Annotated in this window: 17 protein-coding genes and 1 pseudogene; 5 read left to right on the top strand and 13 right to left on the bottom strand. The window is 38.3% G+C overall.

The genetic code is table 11. The annotated features are described in order from the left end of the window. Positions 1-3 precede the first annotated feature (3 nt). Together pdhA and AC1FXP_RS06730 are read right to left on the bottom strand one after the other, a co-directional pair. A complete protein-coding gene (pdhA, locus tag AC1FXP_RS06735; RefSeq protein WP_480059664.1) occupies positions 4-1,089 on the bottom strand; it encodes a pyruvate dehydrogenase (acetyl-transferring) E1 component subunit alpha in 1,086 nt (361 codons plus the stop codon). Between the two features lie 448 nt (positions 1,090-1,537). Further along, on the bottom strand, positions 1,538-2,185 hold the full coding sequence (locus AC1FXP_RS06730) for a YkyA family protein (RefSeq protein ID WP_480059662.1): 648 nt from the start codon (positions 2,183-2,185) through the stop codon (positions 1,538-1,540). A 343-nt stretch (positions 2,186-2,528) separates the two neighbouring features. Here AC1FXP_RS06730 and AC1FXP_RS06725 point away from each other — a divergent pair. The 4 genes and pseudogenes from AC1FXP_RS06725 to rnjA form a co-directional block, all read left to right on the top strand. Beyond that, positions 2,529-2,606, top strand: a pseudogene (locus AC1FXP_RS06725) (YjcZ family sporulation protein); the annotation flags it as partial. Between the two features lie 116 nt (positions 2,607-2,722). After that, positions 2,723-3,271 carry a peptide deformylase gene (gene def, locus AC1FXP_RS06720; RefSeq protein ID WP_480059660.1) on the top strand — a complete coding sequence of 183 codons (549 nt, stop codon included), beginning with the start codon at positions 2,723-2,725 and terminating at the stop codon, positions 3,269-3,271. Between the two features lie 357 nt (positions 3,272-3,628). Continuing rightward, positions 3,629-3,838, top strand: a complete 210-nt coding sequence (locus AC1FXP_RS06715) for a DNA-dependent RNA polymerase subunit epsilon (protein WP_480059658.1) — start codon at positions 3,629-3,631, stop codon at positions 3,836-3,838. A 4-nt stretch (positions 3,839-3,842) separates the two neighbouring features. After that, positions 3,843-5,510 carry a ribonuclease J1 gene (rnjA, locus tag AC1FXP_RS06710; protein WP_480059656.1) on the top strand — a complete coding sequence of 556 codons (1,668 nt, stop codon included), beginning with the start codon at positions 3,843-3,845 and terminating at the stop codon, positions 5,508-5,510. Between the two features lie 198 nt (positions 5,511-5,708). On the opposite strand, the gene AC1FXP_RS06705 is transcribed toward rnjA, so the two are convergent. The 5 genes from AC1FXP_RS06705 to AC1FXP_RS06685 all read right to left on the bottom strand — a co-directional run bounded on the left by AC1FXP_RS06705 (position 5,709) and on the right by AC1FXP_RS06685 (position 10,501). Next, positions 5,709-7,172: an electron transport protein gene (locus tag AC1FXP_RS06705; RefSeq protein WP_480059654.1), complete on the bottom strand. Its 1,464-nt coding sequence runs from the start codon at positions 7,170-7,172 to the stop codon at positions 5,709-5,711. Next, a complete protein-coding gene (locus AC1FXP_RS06700; protein ID WP_480059652.1) occupies positions 7,090-7,698 on the bottom strand; it encodes a hypothetical protein in 609 nt (202 codons plus the stop codon). The genes AC1FXP_RS06705 and AC1FXP_RS06700 overlap by 83 nt, the downstream gene beginning before the upstream one ends. A 137-nt stretch (positions 7,699-7,835) precedes the next feature. After that, entirely contained in the window at positions 7,836-9,068 is a 1,233-nt protein-coding gene (locus tag AC1FXP_RS06695; RefSeq protein ID WP_480059650.1) for a peptidoglycan recognition protein family protein, read from the bottom strand. A 116-nt stretch (positions 9,069-9,184) separates the two neighbouring features. Then, positions 9,185-9,637 carry a redoxin domain-containing protein gene (locus tag AC1FXP_RS06690; RefSeq protein ID WP_480059648.1) on the bottom strand — a complete coding sequence of 151 codons (453 nt, stop codon included), beginning with the start codon at positions 9,635-9,637 and terminating at the stop codon, positions 9,185-9,187. A 312-nt stretch (positions 9,638-9,949) separates the two neighbouring features. Beyond that, complete coding sequence (locus AC1FXP_RS06685; protein ID WP_250095216.1) at positions 9,950-10,501, bottom strand: peroxiredoxin; 552 nt, start codon at positions 10,499-10,501, stop codon at positions 9,950-9,952. Between the two features lie 359 nt (positions 10,502-10,860). On the opposite strand from AC1FXP_RS06685, the gene AC1FXP_RS06680 reads away from it, so the two are divergent. Further along, complete coding sequence (locus AC1FXP_RS06680; RefSeq protein WP_480059646.1) at positions 10,861-11,700, top strand: mechanosensitive ion channel family protein; 840 nt, start codon at positions 10,861-10,863, stop codon at positions 11,698-11,700. A 56-nt stretch (positions 11,701-11,756) separates the two neighbouring features. Here the strand turns inward: AC1FXP_RS06680 and AC1FXP_RS06675 are convergent, their stop codons facing one another. The 6 genes from AC1FXP_RS06675 to aceA form a co-directional block, all read right to left on the bottom strand. Then, positions 11,757-12,002 (bottom strand): YkuS family protein, encoded by a 246-nt coding sequence (locus AC1FXP_RS06675; protein ID WP_480059644.1) that lies wholly within the window; start codon positions 12,000-12,002, stop codon positions 11,757-11,759. Positions 12,003-12,242: 240 nt separating this feature from the next. Then, positions 12,243-13,364, bottom strand: a complete 1,122-nt coding sequence (locus tag AC1FXP_RS06670) for an N-acetyldiaminopimelate deacetylase (protein ID WP_480059642.1) — start codon at positions 13,362-13,364, stop codon at positions 12,243-12,245. Then, on the bottom strand, positions 13,351-14,574 hold the full coding sequence (locus AC1FXP_RS06665; protein WP_480059640.1) for an aspartate aminotransferase family protein: 1,224 nt from the start codon (positions 14,572-14,574) through the stop codon (positions 13,351-13,353). Before AC1FXP_RS06665 ends, AC1FXP_RS06670 begins: the two co-directional genes overlap by 14 nt. Positions 14,575-14,656: 82 nt before the next feature. Beyond that, positions 14,657-15,379: a 2,3,4,5-tetrahydropyridine-2,6-dicarboxylate N-acetyltransferase gene (gene dapD, locus AC1FXP_RS06660; RefSeq protein WP_480059638.1), complete on the bottom strand. Its 723-nt coding sequence runs from the start codon at positions 15,377-15,379 to the stop codon at positions 14,657-14,659. A 96-nt stretch (positions 15,380-15,475) separates the two neighbouring features. Beyond that, the gene (locus AC1FXP_RS06655; RefSeq protein WP_480059636.1) at positions 15,476-16,372 is read right to left on the bottom strand and encodes an AEC family transporter; all 897 of its coding nucleotides are present in this window, start codon (positions 16,370-16,372) and stop codon (positions 15,476-15,478) included. 234 nt (positions 16,373-16,606) lie between these two features. Further along, a complete protein-coding gene (gene aceA, locus AC1FXP_RS06650) occupies positions 16,607-17,890 on the bottom strand; it encodes an isocitrate lyase (RefSeq protein WP_480059816.1) in 1,284 nt (427 codons plus the stop codon). Positions 17,891-17,929: the final 39 nt, after the last annotated feature.

Genomic DNA, 17,929 nt, shown 5'->3' with positions numbered 1-17,929 from the left:
AGGTTACTTCGACTCCTTTGCTGTGTATTCTTCCATTTGCTCACGAAGATTACGAGGTAAATCTTCGAACATGAAACCAATAAGATCTGTAACTTTTTGCTTAGGTGCAGCATCTGCTTCTTTCATTGCAGCTTTGATATCTTCTTTCGCTTGGTCAACAATTTCATTTTCTTTTTCTTCAGTCCAAAGACCTTTTGTTTCTAAGAACTTACGGAAACGAACTAAAGGATCTTTTTTCGTCCACTCATCATCTAAATCAGAAGAGCGGTAACGAGTTGGGTCATCCCCAGCCATCGTATGTGGACCATAACGATACGTCATTGTCTCAATTAATGAAGGACCTTCGCCTGCTAATGCACGGTCACGAGCATCTTTTGTTGCAGCGTATACAGCAAGAATATCCATACCATCTACTTGAATTCCTTCAATACCCGCCGCTACTGCTTTTTGTGCAATTGTTTTTGCTGCTGACTGCTTTTCAACAGGTACGGAAATCGCAAAGCGGTTATTTTGTACGATAAATACTGCAGGAGCGTTATATGCACCAGCAAAGTTCATTCCTTCATAGAAATCCCCTTGTGAAGCTCCTCCATCACCTGTGTAAGTGATCGCAATGTTGTTTTTGTTTTTGCGCTTAAGGCCTAATGCTACCCCAGCTGTTTGAATAATTTGTGCTCCAATAATAATCTGAGGGAATAGAACATTTAATCCATCAGGGAATTGGCTTCCTGCAAAGTGTCCGCGAGACCATAGGAATGCTTGATGTAACGGGAGTCCGTGAAATACAATTTGAGGAATATCACGGTAACCAGGTAGAATCCAATCATCTTTATCAAGAGCAAATTGACTTCCTAACATTGATGCCTCTTGACCAGCAACAGGTGCATAGAAGCCAAGACGCCCTTGGCGGTTTAATGAGATCGCACGTTGATCCCAAATACGTGTATAAACCATACGTCTCATCATTTCTTGTAATTGATCATCACTTAAATTAGGCATAGCAGCTTCATTAACAACTTCGCCTTCTTCATTTAAAATTTGGAAAGTTTCAAATTGATTTTCAACTTGTTCTAACGTTTTTGTACTCACTACCTTCACCTCTTCCTTTCGAATAAAAAAATAATAAATTAAGGGAATCTAATGACTATTTGACAAATCTCCCCCATAGGATACCCAAACTCTTACCTTCCATAACCTTTAGAGAAAAGTTTGAAATAAAAAATCATGAAAGCTATTTAATGTCACAAAGTACAGAACAGAGTTTCGTGCTCACTTTCAACTCAAAACATTAACTGTATTAGTCTAATTACCAATTGAGTGATACAACATAACTCACAAAATTAAGTCTACATCACAAAGATAAAATACGTCAATCCCTTTTGCTAATCTAATTTTAAGATTTTTTTCATTGCACTTAGAAAACAATCTCAAACAACTTGTTATATAGCAATTAACAACAACATTAGTACAGATGAGGTTATCTCTCCCTATTGAATCTTTCTCGATTACACAAAAAAGAGCTTAACGTACAATACGATTAGTATTGTACGTTAAGCTCGGCTTTTTCATAAAATTCCCTTTTCAATTGATTATAACGGTCTGTTGATTCATTAAATTGCGCCTTATGTTCAACAACGTTTTCATATATCTCATTCACTTTGTCAATTTGTTCTTGAAGCGATTCCATCGTCAATTCTTCTTGCTGAAGCATTTCAAATAACGCCTTATCCAAGCTAATTGCTTCATTATAACTAACATATAACTGTTGATAGTACTCATAGCGCTCATCCATGGTTGATCTAAGTTGTTCTAATAAATTGCTAAGTTCCTCTCCCTCTATATTCTCAAACTGTTCCTCAATTTTTAGAAACTCTTGATAACCATCCTCTATACTTTCTTTTTCTAGTAATAACATGGATTCTCTAGAGTTTATAGATGAGATTGCTTCTTCTGCTAGTACCACTATTTCTTCAAATTCATTCATACCAAGCGAAATAATCTCTTCAAATAATTCATTTTCTCTCATTTCAGCTTTTTGCAAAGGTTCTTGTTGTTGTTCAAAAGGCACCTCTAATTCTACTGCAGCTTCTAAATGTTGATATACTGATTCTGCCGGGTTCTCCCCACACCCTGTTAATAAGAACGTTGTTAATAAAAGTGCTGCTCCCCATTTCTTAACACTCACCAGCCTTTTCCCCCTTACCATGTACTAAAACTCTACCATAAAACAAACGGAACAAATTAACAATATTTCAATTTCAAAGCTAGTATATGAACAGTTATTTTGTAATATGAGCCTGTCCATCAAATAATTATAAAAGAATCCGTAAAAATGGGCATTCGTCCAACCAACTTGCCTAAGTATGCATAATGTAGTTAGTGAATCGCAGCCAATGCGGTGCAAGAGAAAAAGGAGGAATGTAAAAATGTTTGGTTACGGATATGGTGCAGGTCACGGATGTACTGACCCTTGTGGATATGGTTATGGTGCTCCAGTAGTAGCAGGGGCTGCTTATGCACCTGGTGCTGGAAGAGGTTTCGCGTTAATCGTAGTACTTTTCATCCTGCTTATCATTGTTGGAGCTTCTAAGTTCGGACATTGTTAATAATTATAAGAAGGAATAAGACAAAATTGTCTTATTCCTTCTTTTGTTAGAATATTACTTGATATTTCATTTATTTCTTCATAAAGTAAACGTAAGTGCAAAAGGAGTGATACATAATGTTAACCATGAAAGATGTTGTAAGAGAAGGCGATCCCGTTTTAAGAAAAATAGCTGAAGAAGTCTCACTTCCTGCAAGTGAAGAAGATAAAAAGATCCTACAAGAGATGCTTGACTTCGTTATTAACAGCCAAGATCCTGAGATTGCGGAAAAATACGAATTAAGACCCGGTGTTGGAATCGCAGCTCCCCAAATCGGGATTTCTAAACGAATGTTTGCTGTTCATGTAACAGATGAACAAGACCAATTATATAGTATGGGGTTATTTAACCCAAAAGTAATAAGTCATTCTGTTGAAGAAACACATTTAGAAGGTGGCGAAGGGTGTTTATCTGTAGATAGAGATATACCTGGAAATGTTCCTCGTTATTCAAGAATCACAGTAAAAGGAACCAATTTAGAGGGGGAAGAAATAACATTACGCTTACGAGGATTAGTGTCAATTGTATTCCAACACGAACTTGATCACTTAAATGGCATTATGTTCTATGACCGAATTGAAGGCTTTAAAGATAAATTAAAGAAGGAATTGCCTAATAAGGCATAAAAATGATGATTCATCTCCTGAGGTTGCTCGGAGTTGAATCATTTTTTTATCCAGTTATTACCTTGAACAGCTAAATGCTAACTAACACATACTATACATATAAAAACCCTCACCTATTGGAAAAAACATGAATAAGGAGTGTGGAATCTAATGTTACGAAGATTGAGAAAAAAAATCGTAAAAGGCTGCAAAAACCTTTTACCAAAAAGCCGTTTAATCGAAGTTTAATTAAGACTAATAACGTGAATAATGAACTTTTATGTAGAGGCGAAACCGTACTCGTAAATAAATAACATGAAATGAGATGACATTTGCTTTATAATGAAAATATAACCAATGGTAAGGAGAGGTAGTAACATGTTATTTAAAGTATTTTATCAGAAGAATTTTAATCAAGTTCCTGTTCGTGAATTTACTGAAGCTATTTTCGTAGAAGGCGAAAGCGAAGAGGATGTCAGGAAGAAACTAGCCGATCGCAATTACAATATTGAATTTGTAACACCTGTCTCTGGGGCTTATCTCGAATACGAACAACAAAACGAAAATTTCAAAGTGGAGACTATTTAATTTTATGAAACAAGTAAAAAATAACCAAACTGCAGTATTTGCCTTAGGCGGACTAGGTGAAATCGGAAAAAATACGTATGCAGTTCAATTTCAAGATGAAATTATTTTAATTGATGCGGGGATTAAGTTTCCAGAGGACGAGCTTCTTGGCATCGATTATGTAATACCAGATTATACGTATTTAGTGAGAAATGAAGACAAAATTAAAGGTCTTTTTATCACTCATGGTCATGAAGACCACATTGGCGGGATTCCTTATTTACTCCGAGCAGTAAACGTTCCTATATATGGAGGAAAGCTAGCTCTTGGATTATTAAAAGGAAAATTAGAAGAACACGGTTTGCTTCGTAAAACGAAGTTGCATGAAATTCATGAAGACCAAATCGTTAAGTTTACGAAAACGTCGGTTACATTCTTCCGTACGACTCATAGCATTCCTGATGCTTACGGTATTGTTGTTAAGACACCACCTGGAAATGTCGTTCATACTGGTGATTTCAAATTTGATTTCACACCGGTAGGAGAACCAGCCAATTTAACAAAAATGGCCAAAATTGGTGAAGAAGGTGTACTCTGTTTACTATCTGATAGTACAAATAGTGAAATCCCGGAATTCACTATGTCTGAACGCAAAGTCGGAGAAAGCATTAGTAACATCGTTCGAAAAGTAGATGGACGAGTTATTTTTGCCACATTTGCTTCAAACATCCATCGCCTTCAACAAGTAGTTGAAGCAGCTGTTCAGCAAGGTAGAAAAGTTGCTGTATTTGGTCGCAGTATGGAAAACTCTTTAACTATAGGTCAAGAACTAGGCTATATTAAGGCTCCTAAAAATACATTTATCGAGCCGTCACAATTAAATAAGTTACCTGACAATCAAGTAACGATTTTATGTACAGGAAGCCAAGGCGAACCGATGGCAGCACTTTCTAGGATTGCAAATGGTACACATCGCCAAATACAAATTATACCTGGTGATACAGTTGTCTTTTCATCTTCACCAATCCCTGGAAACACACTAAGCGTAAGCAAAACAATTAATCAGTTGTATCGTGCTGGTGCAGATGTGATTCATGGATCTCTTAATGATATTCATACTTCAGGTCACGGTGGACAAGAAGAACAAAAGTTAATGTTACGCCTAATGAAGCCACAGTATTTTATGCCAATACATGGTGAATACAGAATGTTAAAGATGCATATGAAACTAGCTGAAGATTGTGGAGTACCAAAACAGAATAGTTTCATTATGGATAACGGCGATGTTTTAGCTCTACATCCTGAAGAAGCTGGAGTAGTTGGCAAAGTCCCTTCAGGCTCTGTCTATGTTGACGGAAATGGGATTGGGGATATTGGAAACATTGTCTTAAGAGACAGACGTATTCTTTCAGAAGAAGGTCTAGTTGTTGTAGTTGTGAGCTTGAATATGAAAGAGTTCAAAGTAACAGCGGGGCCTGATTTAATCTCTCGCGGATTCGTTTACATGAGAGAATCTAGTGATTTAATTCACGAAGCACAAAAGTTACTTGCCTCACACCTAAATGACGTGATGGAGCGCAAAACAACTCAATGGTCAGAAATCAAAAATGAAATAACAGATTTACTTGGACCATTTTTATATGAGCGAACGAAACGAAAGCCCATGATTTTACCAATCATTATGGAAGTATAAAAAAAGCGGATGACTTTTTATTGTCATCCGCTTTTTCTTGCAAGAAATCACTTTGGGATTTTTTCATTTTAAAAATAAAAAGGTTGTCCCTCAAATAGTGGATTTCTCCTTTCGCTACATATTACGAAAGGAGAAATCCACTGCTTAAATCACTTGTAAAGCTTTTGTAGCTACACACTTATTACTTTGAGTAACCCCCTACTCCTTCTCTGCTTGTTTCTCTTTTTCTAAATCAATTGATAATAAATATTGAATTAACGCATCCTGTTCTTCTGCTGAGAAGCCATTTTGTGCATCTACCCAATGCTTGTGCCCTTCACCAGTTGAATGAGCATCCCGCAAGCGTTTTGATGCTTTATTGGCCTTAACAACTTTATCACGTAAATCACGATCAACAAGTGCTAATAAACTGTTATATGCATCAGGCATAATTCCTTTTTCTAACGTACTAGGAATACCTAATTGTGACATTTTGTCCTTGCCAACCGCTACACCTCCATCATGTAAATATGGTGGTGAAAACTTTAGCCCTACCAAACCTTTGACCTTATATCCACCTTCATTCCCTTGAGCAAGCGTCAGTTTAACCTGATCCATATCTAGTTGATTCGTTGGGATCTTCACTCTTTCTGCATCTTCCGGTATCGGAATTGGCGTATCTAATGGGTAAAACCATGGTTCTTTTAGCAATTTGACTGTATCTTCAAATGCTTTAGCACGAGAAGGTTCTGCTCCTACAACTTCATTCGGAACGACTCGGTTATTAGTACGCGCAGTTCCTGCATGACAACTTATACAACCTGCACGATCAAACACTTCTCTACCAGATGCTTCCGTTACTGTATACGTTGGCACATCCGATGGCGGCTTTAATGCATTTTGATATGCCGATATAGCATTTAATTCCTCTAAGACTGTATGCCCTTCTGAACCTATTACTGTGCCATTCGGGGTAAAAAGAGAAATATTAGGATAGGTCGGCGGCCGTATCATATCATTAAAGCCATAAACCGTTCTATTATGATCCACTCTTGCTAGTAAGTCACTTGGCTTTTCCTCTAAAGAATTATCATAACGATAGTTTGAATTTGAAGCATTTTGCAGGAGTGTCCCAATATAACGTTCTTTCTCTATATCAAATAACTCGTCGCTTTGATCTGCTTGAGCTAAGAGGTCTGAGTTTTGAGCATGAACATTATTATTTAGTGCCGTTAACCCTTTAAATGGTCCAATAGAAGCAAAGCCATTCCAACCATATGGGTGATCTCCTAACGTAAATGAATCAGGTATCTGTGCTGGATTATTTTTTAAGTCCATTGTTGAATCGAAATTTCCCCTTGGCCAAGCCAACAACGCCTTGTCTACTTCATCTTCTAATTTCTCGGCATCTGGCAAAGCAACAAAGTTTTCCTGCCCTAACTCTTTCTCCTTCATCCAATCTTGATGATTAATAAAAGACTTGATCTTCTCTGCATCCACATCTGTATTCGTAAAGTAGGCAGTAGAATTTGTAGCAAGTGCCATTAGTAACCCTGCGTTAAAATCTGCATTTGGAGCCCCTTCAATTACCTTTCCTGTATCACGGTCTACAGTCGCATGACAAGCCGCACAGGAAATTCCGGCTTTTAGACCGCCCTTCACTAAATTTAATCGGCATCCCAAGCGGGCCAAAAGCTCCTTTAGGCACATCTAAACCCGTTTCGATCATTTGACCTTTTTTAAATGTTTGCCCGCCAATTACAGCATCTTCGGCTAGTTCTACTTTTAAATTGTCCGTCCCTTCTCCTCTCGCTTTTAGGACTGCTTTTCCAATATTAATGACAGATAATGGTCCATCTAAAATTCCTAGTACGTCCGTTATAAATTCTTCATTATTAAACATTTCTTCGTAAAATAAATCACGACCTTCCAGAACAAACGCTCCATCTACTTTGACAGCACCATTATGTAACGAAAGTATCTTTCTCCCTTCGTTAGAGTTTAATAGTTCATTTGCTTCATTCGATGACAAAGACAGTCCCCAAACATCATAACCATACACATCGTTCATTTTATGCTCAATAGGGTGATTCAAAGAGAGTTCTCCAGTAGGATTCACTGCATAACCTGGCTCGAAATAATACAGTCCCATATATACAGCAACAAAAACTGCAGCAATAGTTAAGCCTATAAAAAAACGACGTTTCATATTATCCTCCTGTTAAAAAGTTCACTCTTCTTACTATGAGATTACAAGGTATTTCCTATTCACTCAGATACAGGAATAGTTTAGAGTCTCCGAAACCCAAAAAAGAGAACAGCAAACAGCCATTCCCTTTAAGGTGTTTATCCAAATAATCTTCTCCACGTTTGTGGTCCTACAATCCCATCGACAGTTAGCGCTTCTCTCCTTTGAAAGCTGCGAACTGCCTGTGCCGTCATCGGACCATATATTCCATCAGTTGTAATTCCAAGAGCCTCCTGTACTTGTTTCACATCAGATCCACGTAAAAATGGTGTTTGAACAGCTAAGAGGCGTTGGTAACTTACTCCATTGAATTGCTCAACACGGTCTAGTGCACGCCAAGTTTGAGGCCCTACGATCCCATCCACTGTAATCCTTTCACTACGCTGAAATTGCCTAACTCTTTCTTCCGTTTCTGGTCCAAAGATTCCATCAACAGTAGCTCCAACTTTTTGTTGAACCTCTTGGACATCTCCCCCTCGCATCATCGGTTGAATAAATCGGAGCATTCTCCTCGTTTCACTACGATACATTTCTTCACGTTCATCCGGTTCATCTGTTGGAGATGCATGTTCAGGAGGCTCAATCGTAGATTCAAAATCACGAAGAGCTCCCCGCGTTTGCGGCCCCACAATTCCATCAACTGTAATTGAAGCTGTTCTTTGAAAGCTCATTACTGCATCTGCTGTTTGTCGTCCGAAAACCCCATCGATTGGTCCTGGATGAAATCCAAGCTCCTCTAACCGTTCTTGAAGCGCTCGAATATCATCACCTTGGTCACCACGAGAAAGTATAGAACGCTGTCTAACCCCAGCAACATAGGTAGGCGACTGTGTTGGCCGACTTGATAGGGATGCACCTTCTTCACGTAACCAATTTCTAAAGCTTTGCATACTAATAGATGGACAAGGTTTCCATGAATAACCTGGAAATTCAATATGTCCCCAAACATTATCAACCGGAATATTCAATTCATCCATTAGATACCTTGTTAAATCTAAAGTTGCTCGTCTTTGGACTTCAGGTAACGTCTGGTTTCTAAAATCACCTACCATGCAAATTCCTACTGCATGACTATTGCTATTTCCGACGTGATAACTTACAACTTCTAAGTCATGACAACGACTAATTGAACCATCTCTATCAACAACATAATGATAGCCTATTCCTGGCCAACCTAATTCGTTTACATGATAGCGGGCAAATGCTTCTGCACTACCAGAAGTTGTCGCACTATGATGGATAGCAATGTTTCGAATCGCACTTCTTGCTCTTCTCCTGTACGATCTTGAACGATTAGATGCAAGTGCATTTCTCTTATCAATTATGTTCATGAAATCACCTCGTTGTATATATATGATGAAATGATCCAAAGTGATGTAATGAAACAAAAAAAGAAGGTGTTGAACGAGCACTAGCCCATTGAACACCTCGAGAGTCTTGTTGATCTTTATTCTTTTATACCTAATACACGATTTACTCGCTTTGTCAGCATTTTCATACCGCCTCCACCTGCTTGAAAATGGCGAAGTTGGCCTTCCTCATCAAATACATAATATGCAGGAACATATTCGTTCTCAAATGCATCAGTAAGTTTGTGATCATTATCTACGAAAATTGGTTGACTAATACCATGTTCTTCTGCTACTTTTTTAATTTCTTCTAGATCTAAATCCTTCTCAGAACGAGGCATATGAACAGCAATTACATTCAACTGATCTTTATACAAATCACGAAACTCATTTACGTTTGGCATTGCTTCTTTACACAAACCGCAACTAATTGACCAAAAATGAAAAAGTGTTGGTTTATTACCTACTAATTCATCTTTCGTCACTTCACCATTTAACCAAGTTGAAGCTCCTTGTAGCTCCGGCATCTGAGATCTTAATTTTAACGCCATAATAAAACCTCCTCTTTTTTTAGGCTGTCTTCGCATACTTTGTTGTTTTTATGGGGTACGTATCCTTCACATGTTCGTTCCATTGCGCTCTAGCCACTCGCTTTCCGCGGGGAGGTGCCGAGCCTCCTCGGCTGCGCCTGTGGGGTCTCGCCCCTACCTCTACATCCCGCAGGAGTCGAGTGACTTCCGCTCCATTTCACTAAGAGGAAAACTATTTATAGCAACACCCTTTACGAAAACAGCCTTTTTTAAAGCATCTAGGATAAAAAAAGGCCTAACATCACTGCTAGACCCTTTATCTTTCCTTTTTTCTTACACTTTAAGTGTTTCTTGACCTGGCTTCCAGTTTGCAGGGCAAAGGCCACCAGTTTGTAGGGCTTGAAGTACACGAAGTGTTTCGTCTACATCACGGCCAATGTTGTTATGGTTAACAACAGAGTACATTAACTCACCTTCTGGGCTGATGATGAATAGTCCACGAAGAGCAACACCCTCTTCTTCAATAAGAACTCCATACTCTCGAGAAACAACGTGATTTGTATCAGCAGCAAGTGGATACTTTAACTCACCAAGACCATTTTCATCACGAGCTGTGTTGATCCATGCTTTATGAGTATGAACTGTGTCAGTTGATACTCCGATTACTTCAGCATCTAAGTCTTCGAACTCATCATAACGATCACTTAAAGAAGTTATTTCAGTTGGACAAACGAAAGTGAAGTCCATTGGGTAGAAATAAAGAACTGTCCACTTATCGTTTTTCATGTTTTCTTCAAGGCTAACCTTTGCAAATTCTTTGTTTGGCATAACTGCGTCCATTTCAAAACGCGGTGCTTGCTTTGCTACCATACGTTTGTCTGTCATATGTAAAACCTCCAATTTAAAAATAAATTTACTATACAGCCGTCATTATAAAAGAAGATTTAACACTAGTCAATATTAATTAATAATAAATATAAATTAATATGTTTTCTTCTATTACATCAGCACCAATTGTAGTATACCCATAGTTGTAGCTAATAAACGATCTTTTCAAATTAAATTATACCAGTCCTTTCCACGTAATGCGACAAATATGCTTATCATTCTCAGTAAAGCTCTTTCGCTTTACTGAGAGAAGTAATTTTTTTATGCTGTATTAATATTCACCTATCAAAATTGTTTGAATGTATAACCGAACGGGAATAGCTTTGATAGAGTTATTAAATTATAGGAGTGATTAAATGGAACCATGGCTTAACCAGCTTACAGAAGGGACATTTCTTGTAGGGGTGATCACACTCGTCGGTCAAATGGTATTGGCTATCTTAGCTTTTTTGATCGCGCGTTCAATTGGGAAAAGAATAATTCAAGGTGGATTTTCAAAAATGGAATTGCAAAAAGGGATGTCCGCCCCCCGCGTAAAAACACTTGAGAAGCTTTCAGTGAATGCATTTTCCTATGTACTCATATTCGTATTTATTACGATTATTATTAGTATTTTTGGACTTGACGCAACCGGGTTAATTGCTGGTGCCGGTGTTGTCGGTCTAGCAATTGGTTTTGGGGCACAAGGTCTAGTGAGCGATGTTGTCACAGGCTTTTTCATACTCCTAGAAAGACAAATCGATGTAGGAGAATATGTTACTGCTAGTGGAGTTGATGGCATTGTTGAAGAAGTTGGCTTACGAAATGTTCAGATAAGAGGCTTCGATGGTACATTGCATTACATACCGAATAGAGGGATAACAAATGTTAGCAATCATTCGCGCGGTAACATGAGAGCACTTGTTGATATGAGTATTTCATATGATGATAATATTGATGAAGCTATGGCTGTTTTACAAGATGCTTGCGATAAAATTGCAACAGAAGATGAAACGATTAAGGAAGGACCCAATGTCGTTGGTGTTCAAGGCCTTGGCGATTCGGACGTTGTGATTAGAGTAATTGCAAAAACTAAAAATATGGAGCAATGGGCTGTTGAAAGAAAACTACGGAAAGCATTAAAAGAAGCACTTGATGCTAATAACATTGAAATTCCATATCCGCATCAAGTCTATATTGAAAAGAAAGAGCAATAAAAAATCAATACATTAAAAAGGAGGCTGAAACATACCAGCCTCCTTTTTAATTATTGTTAATGGCCTATTTTTTGTTCAACTTGTTGACATACTTCTTGTGCTGACATTCCATGCGCATTGATAACAGAACCTTTAATGGCTGCATCTTGAACACCCATCACATTTTGATCTTGCCCTGTAATGACACAGCAGTCACACCCTTGTGCATCTTGTTCCTGCTTTAATTGAACAACATCATAACCCATTGATTGTAGTTCTTGTTGTACAGCTGTAAGCGATTGCTCGACACCAATTTTTGGCATGTTTCGTACCTCCACTAATTAAAAGTTTAATTCACTTCAATAATTAAACTCCCCAAAAATATGGTAACTATGCATGAAATATCAAAACTTACGCTTATAAAAAGAGGCTGTCTAAAAAAGCCGGTTCTTTGACCTTTTAGACAACCTCGAAGCAATAAGTTAAATCGTTGCAATCTTTTGGAAGGGGTATCCCCCAAAGGTAAGATTTTGACCTTTTGGGATACCCCGAGACAAATATATTTACTTAGTTAAATAGTCAACAATGGTTTGAACCGCAAAACCAATGGCATTCTCATTTGGTTCTAATCGCGCATCATGAAGGCCATACTTACTATCAACACCGAGCCAGAACATAAAGCCAGGAATTTCTTCTAAGAAATAACCAAAATCTTCCCCAGTCATTGCCTCATCACATATAACAAGGTTGACGGATTCCTGACCTTTCAAATATTCAATAAAATCATTTGTAACACTTTCCTCATTATAAACTTGACAATAATTAGCTCCATAATCTATGGAAATGGAGCAATCAAAGCCGATCTCCATCCCTTTTGTAAGATCTTCAATTCGTTTTTTTATTAACTTCATCGTCTCGATTGAACGTGTTCGAATCGTTCCTTCAACCACAGCCGTATCAGCAATAATATTTTGTTTTGTCCCACCCTTAATAACTCCAATTGTTACAACACCGGCATCTAATGGATTGACATTCCTAGATACAATCGTTTGTAATTGGGTGACAAGATGACTTGCTGCAACGACCATATCGTTAGCAGTATGAGGATAGGCTGCATGGCCCCCTTTTCCTTTTAATGTTATAAATAACTCAGATGTATTTGCAAATAACATGCCTGTCTTTATTGCGATCGTACCGACCGGATATTCAGGAGCAATATGAAGCGCCATAATTTGATCGGGTTTCCATTCCATTAACTCCGCTGATTCAAGCATAAGCTTCGCACCACCTGGCCCCTCTTCAGCAGGTTGAAAAATAAACACTTGATTATATTTTGGTTGTTGATGAGCAAAAAACGATAACACGCCCAAGGCAATAGTCATGTGTAGGTCGTGACCACATGCATGCATTGCTCCTTCATGCGTTGAGCGAAAGTCCGTATAAGACGTTTGTTCAACAATTGGCAACCCGTCAATATCTGCACGATAACCAATCGTTTTAGAAGAATCTAATCCTTTAACATGAACTAATATCCCTGTTTTCCACTTTTTTATCGTTAACAGCTCTTGAGGCAATCGACCAATCTGCTCTAATAGATATTTTTGTGTCTTCACTTCTTCATAACCAAATTCTGGTATTCGATGTAGATCACGCCGTATTTGTGTGAGTTGCTCAACTGATAACATTAGAGTTCACCTTCATCACATTTTGTAGCTTTTCTTCAAAAGTCTTCATAAATAAAATAACCTCTTCACTAGTCAATGTTAACGGCGGCAATAATCGAATGATTGTTTGTTGAGTCACATCTACCATTAGTCCTTCTTCAAGCAACTGACGTTGAATCTCTTTTACTGATGAAGCTTCCAGATTCATGACAATGCCAAGCATCATGCCTTTGCCGCGGACATCAGAGATTACACTCGGAAACTGTTCTTGTAATTTTGTGACAGATCCATGTAGCTCTGAAGCAACACGATTGCCTTCCTCCAGCTGACCTTTTTCCATCAAAACATCAATAACTGCGTTCCCTAATGCAGCACTTAATGGAGATGGTCCAAAGGTTGTGCCATGATCACCAGGTTTAAACAAGTGAGCATAACGCTCTGCAACAATAATCCCTCCCAGTGGAAGGCCTCCCCCGATCCCTTTTGCAAAAAGAATGACGTCAGGTATGATACCGGCATGCTGGTACGCAAAAAAGGTTCCAGTACGACCAACTCCTGTTTGGATTTCATCCATACAACAAAGGACACCGTATTCCTTACAAAGTCTTGAGATCTCTTGTAAGTATTCTGTTTCAAGCGTTACAATACCACCAGATCCTAGGATAGGTTCAACAATTATAGCAGCTGGTTTATTTACTTCAAATATTTCTTTTAACGCTTTCACATCATGAGCTTCCACCTCATAAACAGGTGTATCTGTTACAGGGAAGTCTTGGTATACTCCTTTTTGCCTTGTTAACTTTAAAGCCCCTAAAGTTCTTCCGTGAAAGCTCTTTTTAAGGACAACGACTCCATTACGCTCTTCCTCTTGTTCTTTTGACCACTTATGAACAAATTTTAATGCAGCCTCTGTTGCTTCGGCCCCAGAGTTTGCAAAGAAAACTTTTCCTCTGATTGAATTTACAACCATTTTCTCAGCTAAAGTGATCGCTGGCTTGTTATAAAAATAATTTGATATATGAAGGAATTTAGATGCTTGACTCGTAAGTGCTTTCGTAATCTCAGGATGAGAGTGGCCTAATATATTAACAGCCAACCCTGTAAATAAATCTAAATATTTCTTACCATCTTCATCAAATAGATAGTTTCCTTCTCCACGATCAATCACAATCGGTAAGCGTCCATATGTAGACATAATCACTTGTTTGTCACGTTCTATCCAGTTTGACACAAAATGCTCCCCTTTCACTCTAGGTATGGAAAGAGCTTTGCCGAAAGGATCATCCCTAACAACAAAGCTGCTTGTCCACTACTTATCTATCTTCATTTAAACGACGAAGTTCTTGCTTAATTTCTGTTTTCCCTTTTGTCTTTTCATCAATTTCTTTAATAACACGTGCTGGTGTACCAGCTACTACTGTATTAGGAGGAACATCTTCAGTTACGATTGCTCCAGCAGCTACAACAGCGCCTTTCCCTACAGTTACACCTTCTAAGATAACACAATTCGCACCAACTACCACATCGTCCTCGACAACTACTGGCTTTGCAGAAGGTGGCTCGATTACTCCAGCTAGTACAGAACCAGCACCAATGTGACAGTTCTTTCCTACTGTTGCGCGTCCTCCTAATACAGCGTTCATATCAATCATCGTTCCTTCACCAATGACAGAACCGATATTAATACTAGCACCCATCATGATAACAGCATTGTTTCCGATCTCAACTTGATCACGGATGACAGCACCAGGCTCAATGCGCGCTTGAATTCCTTTCATATCAAGAAGCGGAATAGCGGAGTTACGACGATCATTCTCAACAACATAGTCTTCAATTTTCGCTTCATTTTCTTTTAATGCAGGCTCAATATCACTCCACTCACCAAAAAGCACTCCTACAGACCCTGTAATAAACGCTTTTGTATCAGCTCCAAAGTTTAAGTCCTCTAATTCACCTTTAATATGTACTTTAACCGGAGTTTTCTTTTCACTTTTAGAGATAAATTGAATAATCTCATTTGCATCCATCATTTTCATGTTTCGTCCTCCTACCTTTCTAAAACAATCTCTTCATTATGATAAAGATTTCACTGAAAAAAAGCAATGGAAAAAGACTGTTTTTCGACATTGTTTTCATCCTAGTATAACTAACAACAATGTAATAGTGATGACACTGAGAATTGTGGAAACTAACGTTACACTAGAGACAAGTCTAGGGTGTGCATCAAATTGAACAGCATACATAACAATGGTCGCTGCTGATGGCATGGCCGAAGAAACAATTAACACTTTTGCCATTGTTGGATCCATAGGGAGCAATAACGTAATCCCAAACCCAATAGCCGGAGAAACAAGCAGTCTAATTATAGTAGAATAAGTTACTTTTCCCCATTCAAATCCCCCCCATTGAATTCTAGCTAATTGCATCCCTAAAATAATCATTACTGTTGGAATGGCCGCTTCTGCTATAATATCAACTGTTACAAGGACATTGTCTGGCAAAGACACATTAAATATCTTCAAGAAAAGACCAATAACCACTGCATATGTTGCCGGCATTTTAAATACTTCTTTAAGGGCAACCCCAAACCCAGCCTTGCCTCTCGCAGCATAATAAACTCCGAAACAATTCATCACAATTGATTGTAAGACAAGAAACATAACGGCATACGCAAACGCCTCTTCACCATAAGCAAACAATATGATAGGGGCACCGTAGTTTCCTGCATTCATAAAAGCAGTTGACAGGATCAAACCACTTTCCATTGATTGATTGTATCTCATAATTTTGACGTAGACTTTATTAATAACTATTAAACTAAAAAGTAAGATAATAGAAAAAATAACCATATATAAAGATTGGACATCTAATTCAGAACTATAAAATGTTCGAAATACTAAACAAGGTGTCATGATAAATATAGCAACCGTCGATACTGGTTTTATATCGGTTTTCTTCCATTTTTGTACTATGAATCCAATAATAAAAACAAAAAAAACAGGCAAAACCACTTGTATGAAAATATCCATTTGAATCCTCTCCAACCAAACTTCCAAAATTAAGTATATCGCTAATTATACTCCTCTATTGGTTAACATGAATAGATCAAATGCAATATTTCCCCGGCAAGAAAATGAAAAAAGATACAAAGAATGAGATAAACCGACAATAATTGTATTATATAAACAAAACACAAAACCATCTGTAGTATAACAGCCTCTGCATAAAAAATGCAGAGGCTGTTATTTATTCACTACTATGCTCTACTTTTGGAATTGCGCTTCCTCTGTCGATCCTTTTAAAGCCGTCGTCGATGACGTACCTCCCGAAACAACTTGAGAAATTTCATCAAAATACCCAGTTCCTACTTCGCGCTGATGTCTTGTTGCTGTATATCCTTTTTGTTCGCTTGCAAATTCTGCCTGTTGCAATTCAGAGTAAGCACCCATACCGCGCTTTTTATATCCATGAGCGAGTTCAAACATACTATGATTAAGTGCATGGAAACCTGCCAGCGTTACAAATTGAAACTTATAACCCATTTTCCCTAACTCAACTTGATACGTTTCAATCGTTTCTTTATCTAGATTTGCTTCCCAATTAAATGAAGGCGAACAATTGTAAGCAAGCATTTTACCAGGATATTGTGCATGAATGGCATCTGCAAACTGTTTCGCTTCTTCTAAAGACGGTTTTGATGTTTCGCACCAAATTAAATCAGCATACGGGGCGTAAGAAAGACCTCTTGCAATTGCTTGATCAATTCCTGCATTTGTTCGATAAAATCCTTCAGGTGTACGTTCCCCCGTAATAAATCGTTGATCAGCCGGATCAATATCACTAGTGATTAAATCAGCTGCATCTGCATCCGTCCTAGCAACAATAATCGTTGGCACTCCACTTACATCAGCAGCAAGTCGTGCTGCTGTTAAATTACGAATAGCTGTCTGTGTTGGAATAAGAACTTTCCCTCCAAGATGACCGCATTTTTTTTCTGAGGCGAGCTGATCTTCAAAATGAACTCCCGCTGCTCCTGCTTCAATCATCCCTTTCATTAATTCAAATACATTCAATTGGCCACCAAAGCCAGCTTCTGCATCTGCCACAATCGGAGCAAAATAATCAATATTCCCTTTCCCCTCCATGTGTTGAATCTGATCAGCCCGCTGCAATGCTTGATTGATCCGCTTCACTACACTCGGAACACTATTAGCTGGGTACAGACTTTGATCTGGATACATTTGACCAGCAAGATTCGCATCAGCAGCTACCTGCCACCCACTTAAATAGATAGCTTTCAAACCTGCCTTCACCTGTTGAACAGCTTGATTTCCAGTTAGTGCACCTAGGGCGTTCACGTAATCCTCTTCCTTTAATAACTTCCATAGCTTCTCGGCACCTCTTTTAGCAAGTGTATGCTCAACTTGAACAGACCCCCTTAACCGAACGACATCTTCAGCTGAATAAGGTCTTTCAATCCCATTCCACCTGAGGTCTTCTCCCCATTTTTTCTCCAACTGTCTTACTTCCATTTGTCTAGACTCCATATGCATACTCATTTTCCATCTCTCCCATCTATTATTTTT

The organism is Halalkalibacter sp. HAAS-P013, assembly GCF_056619925.1.
This window is presented reverse-complemented; position numbering and strand designations above follow the sequence as displayed.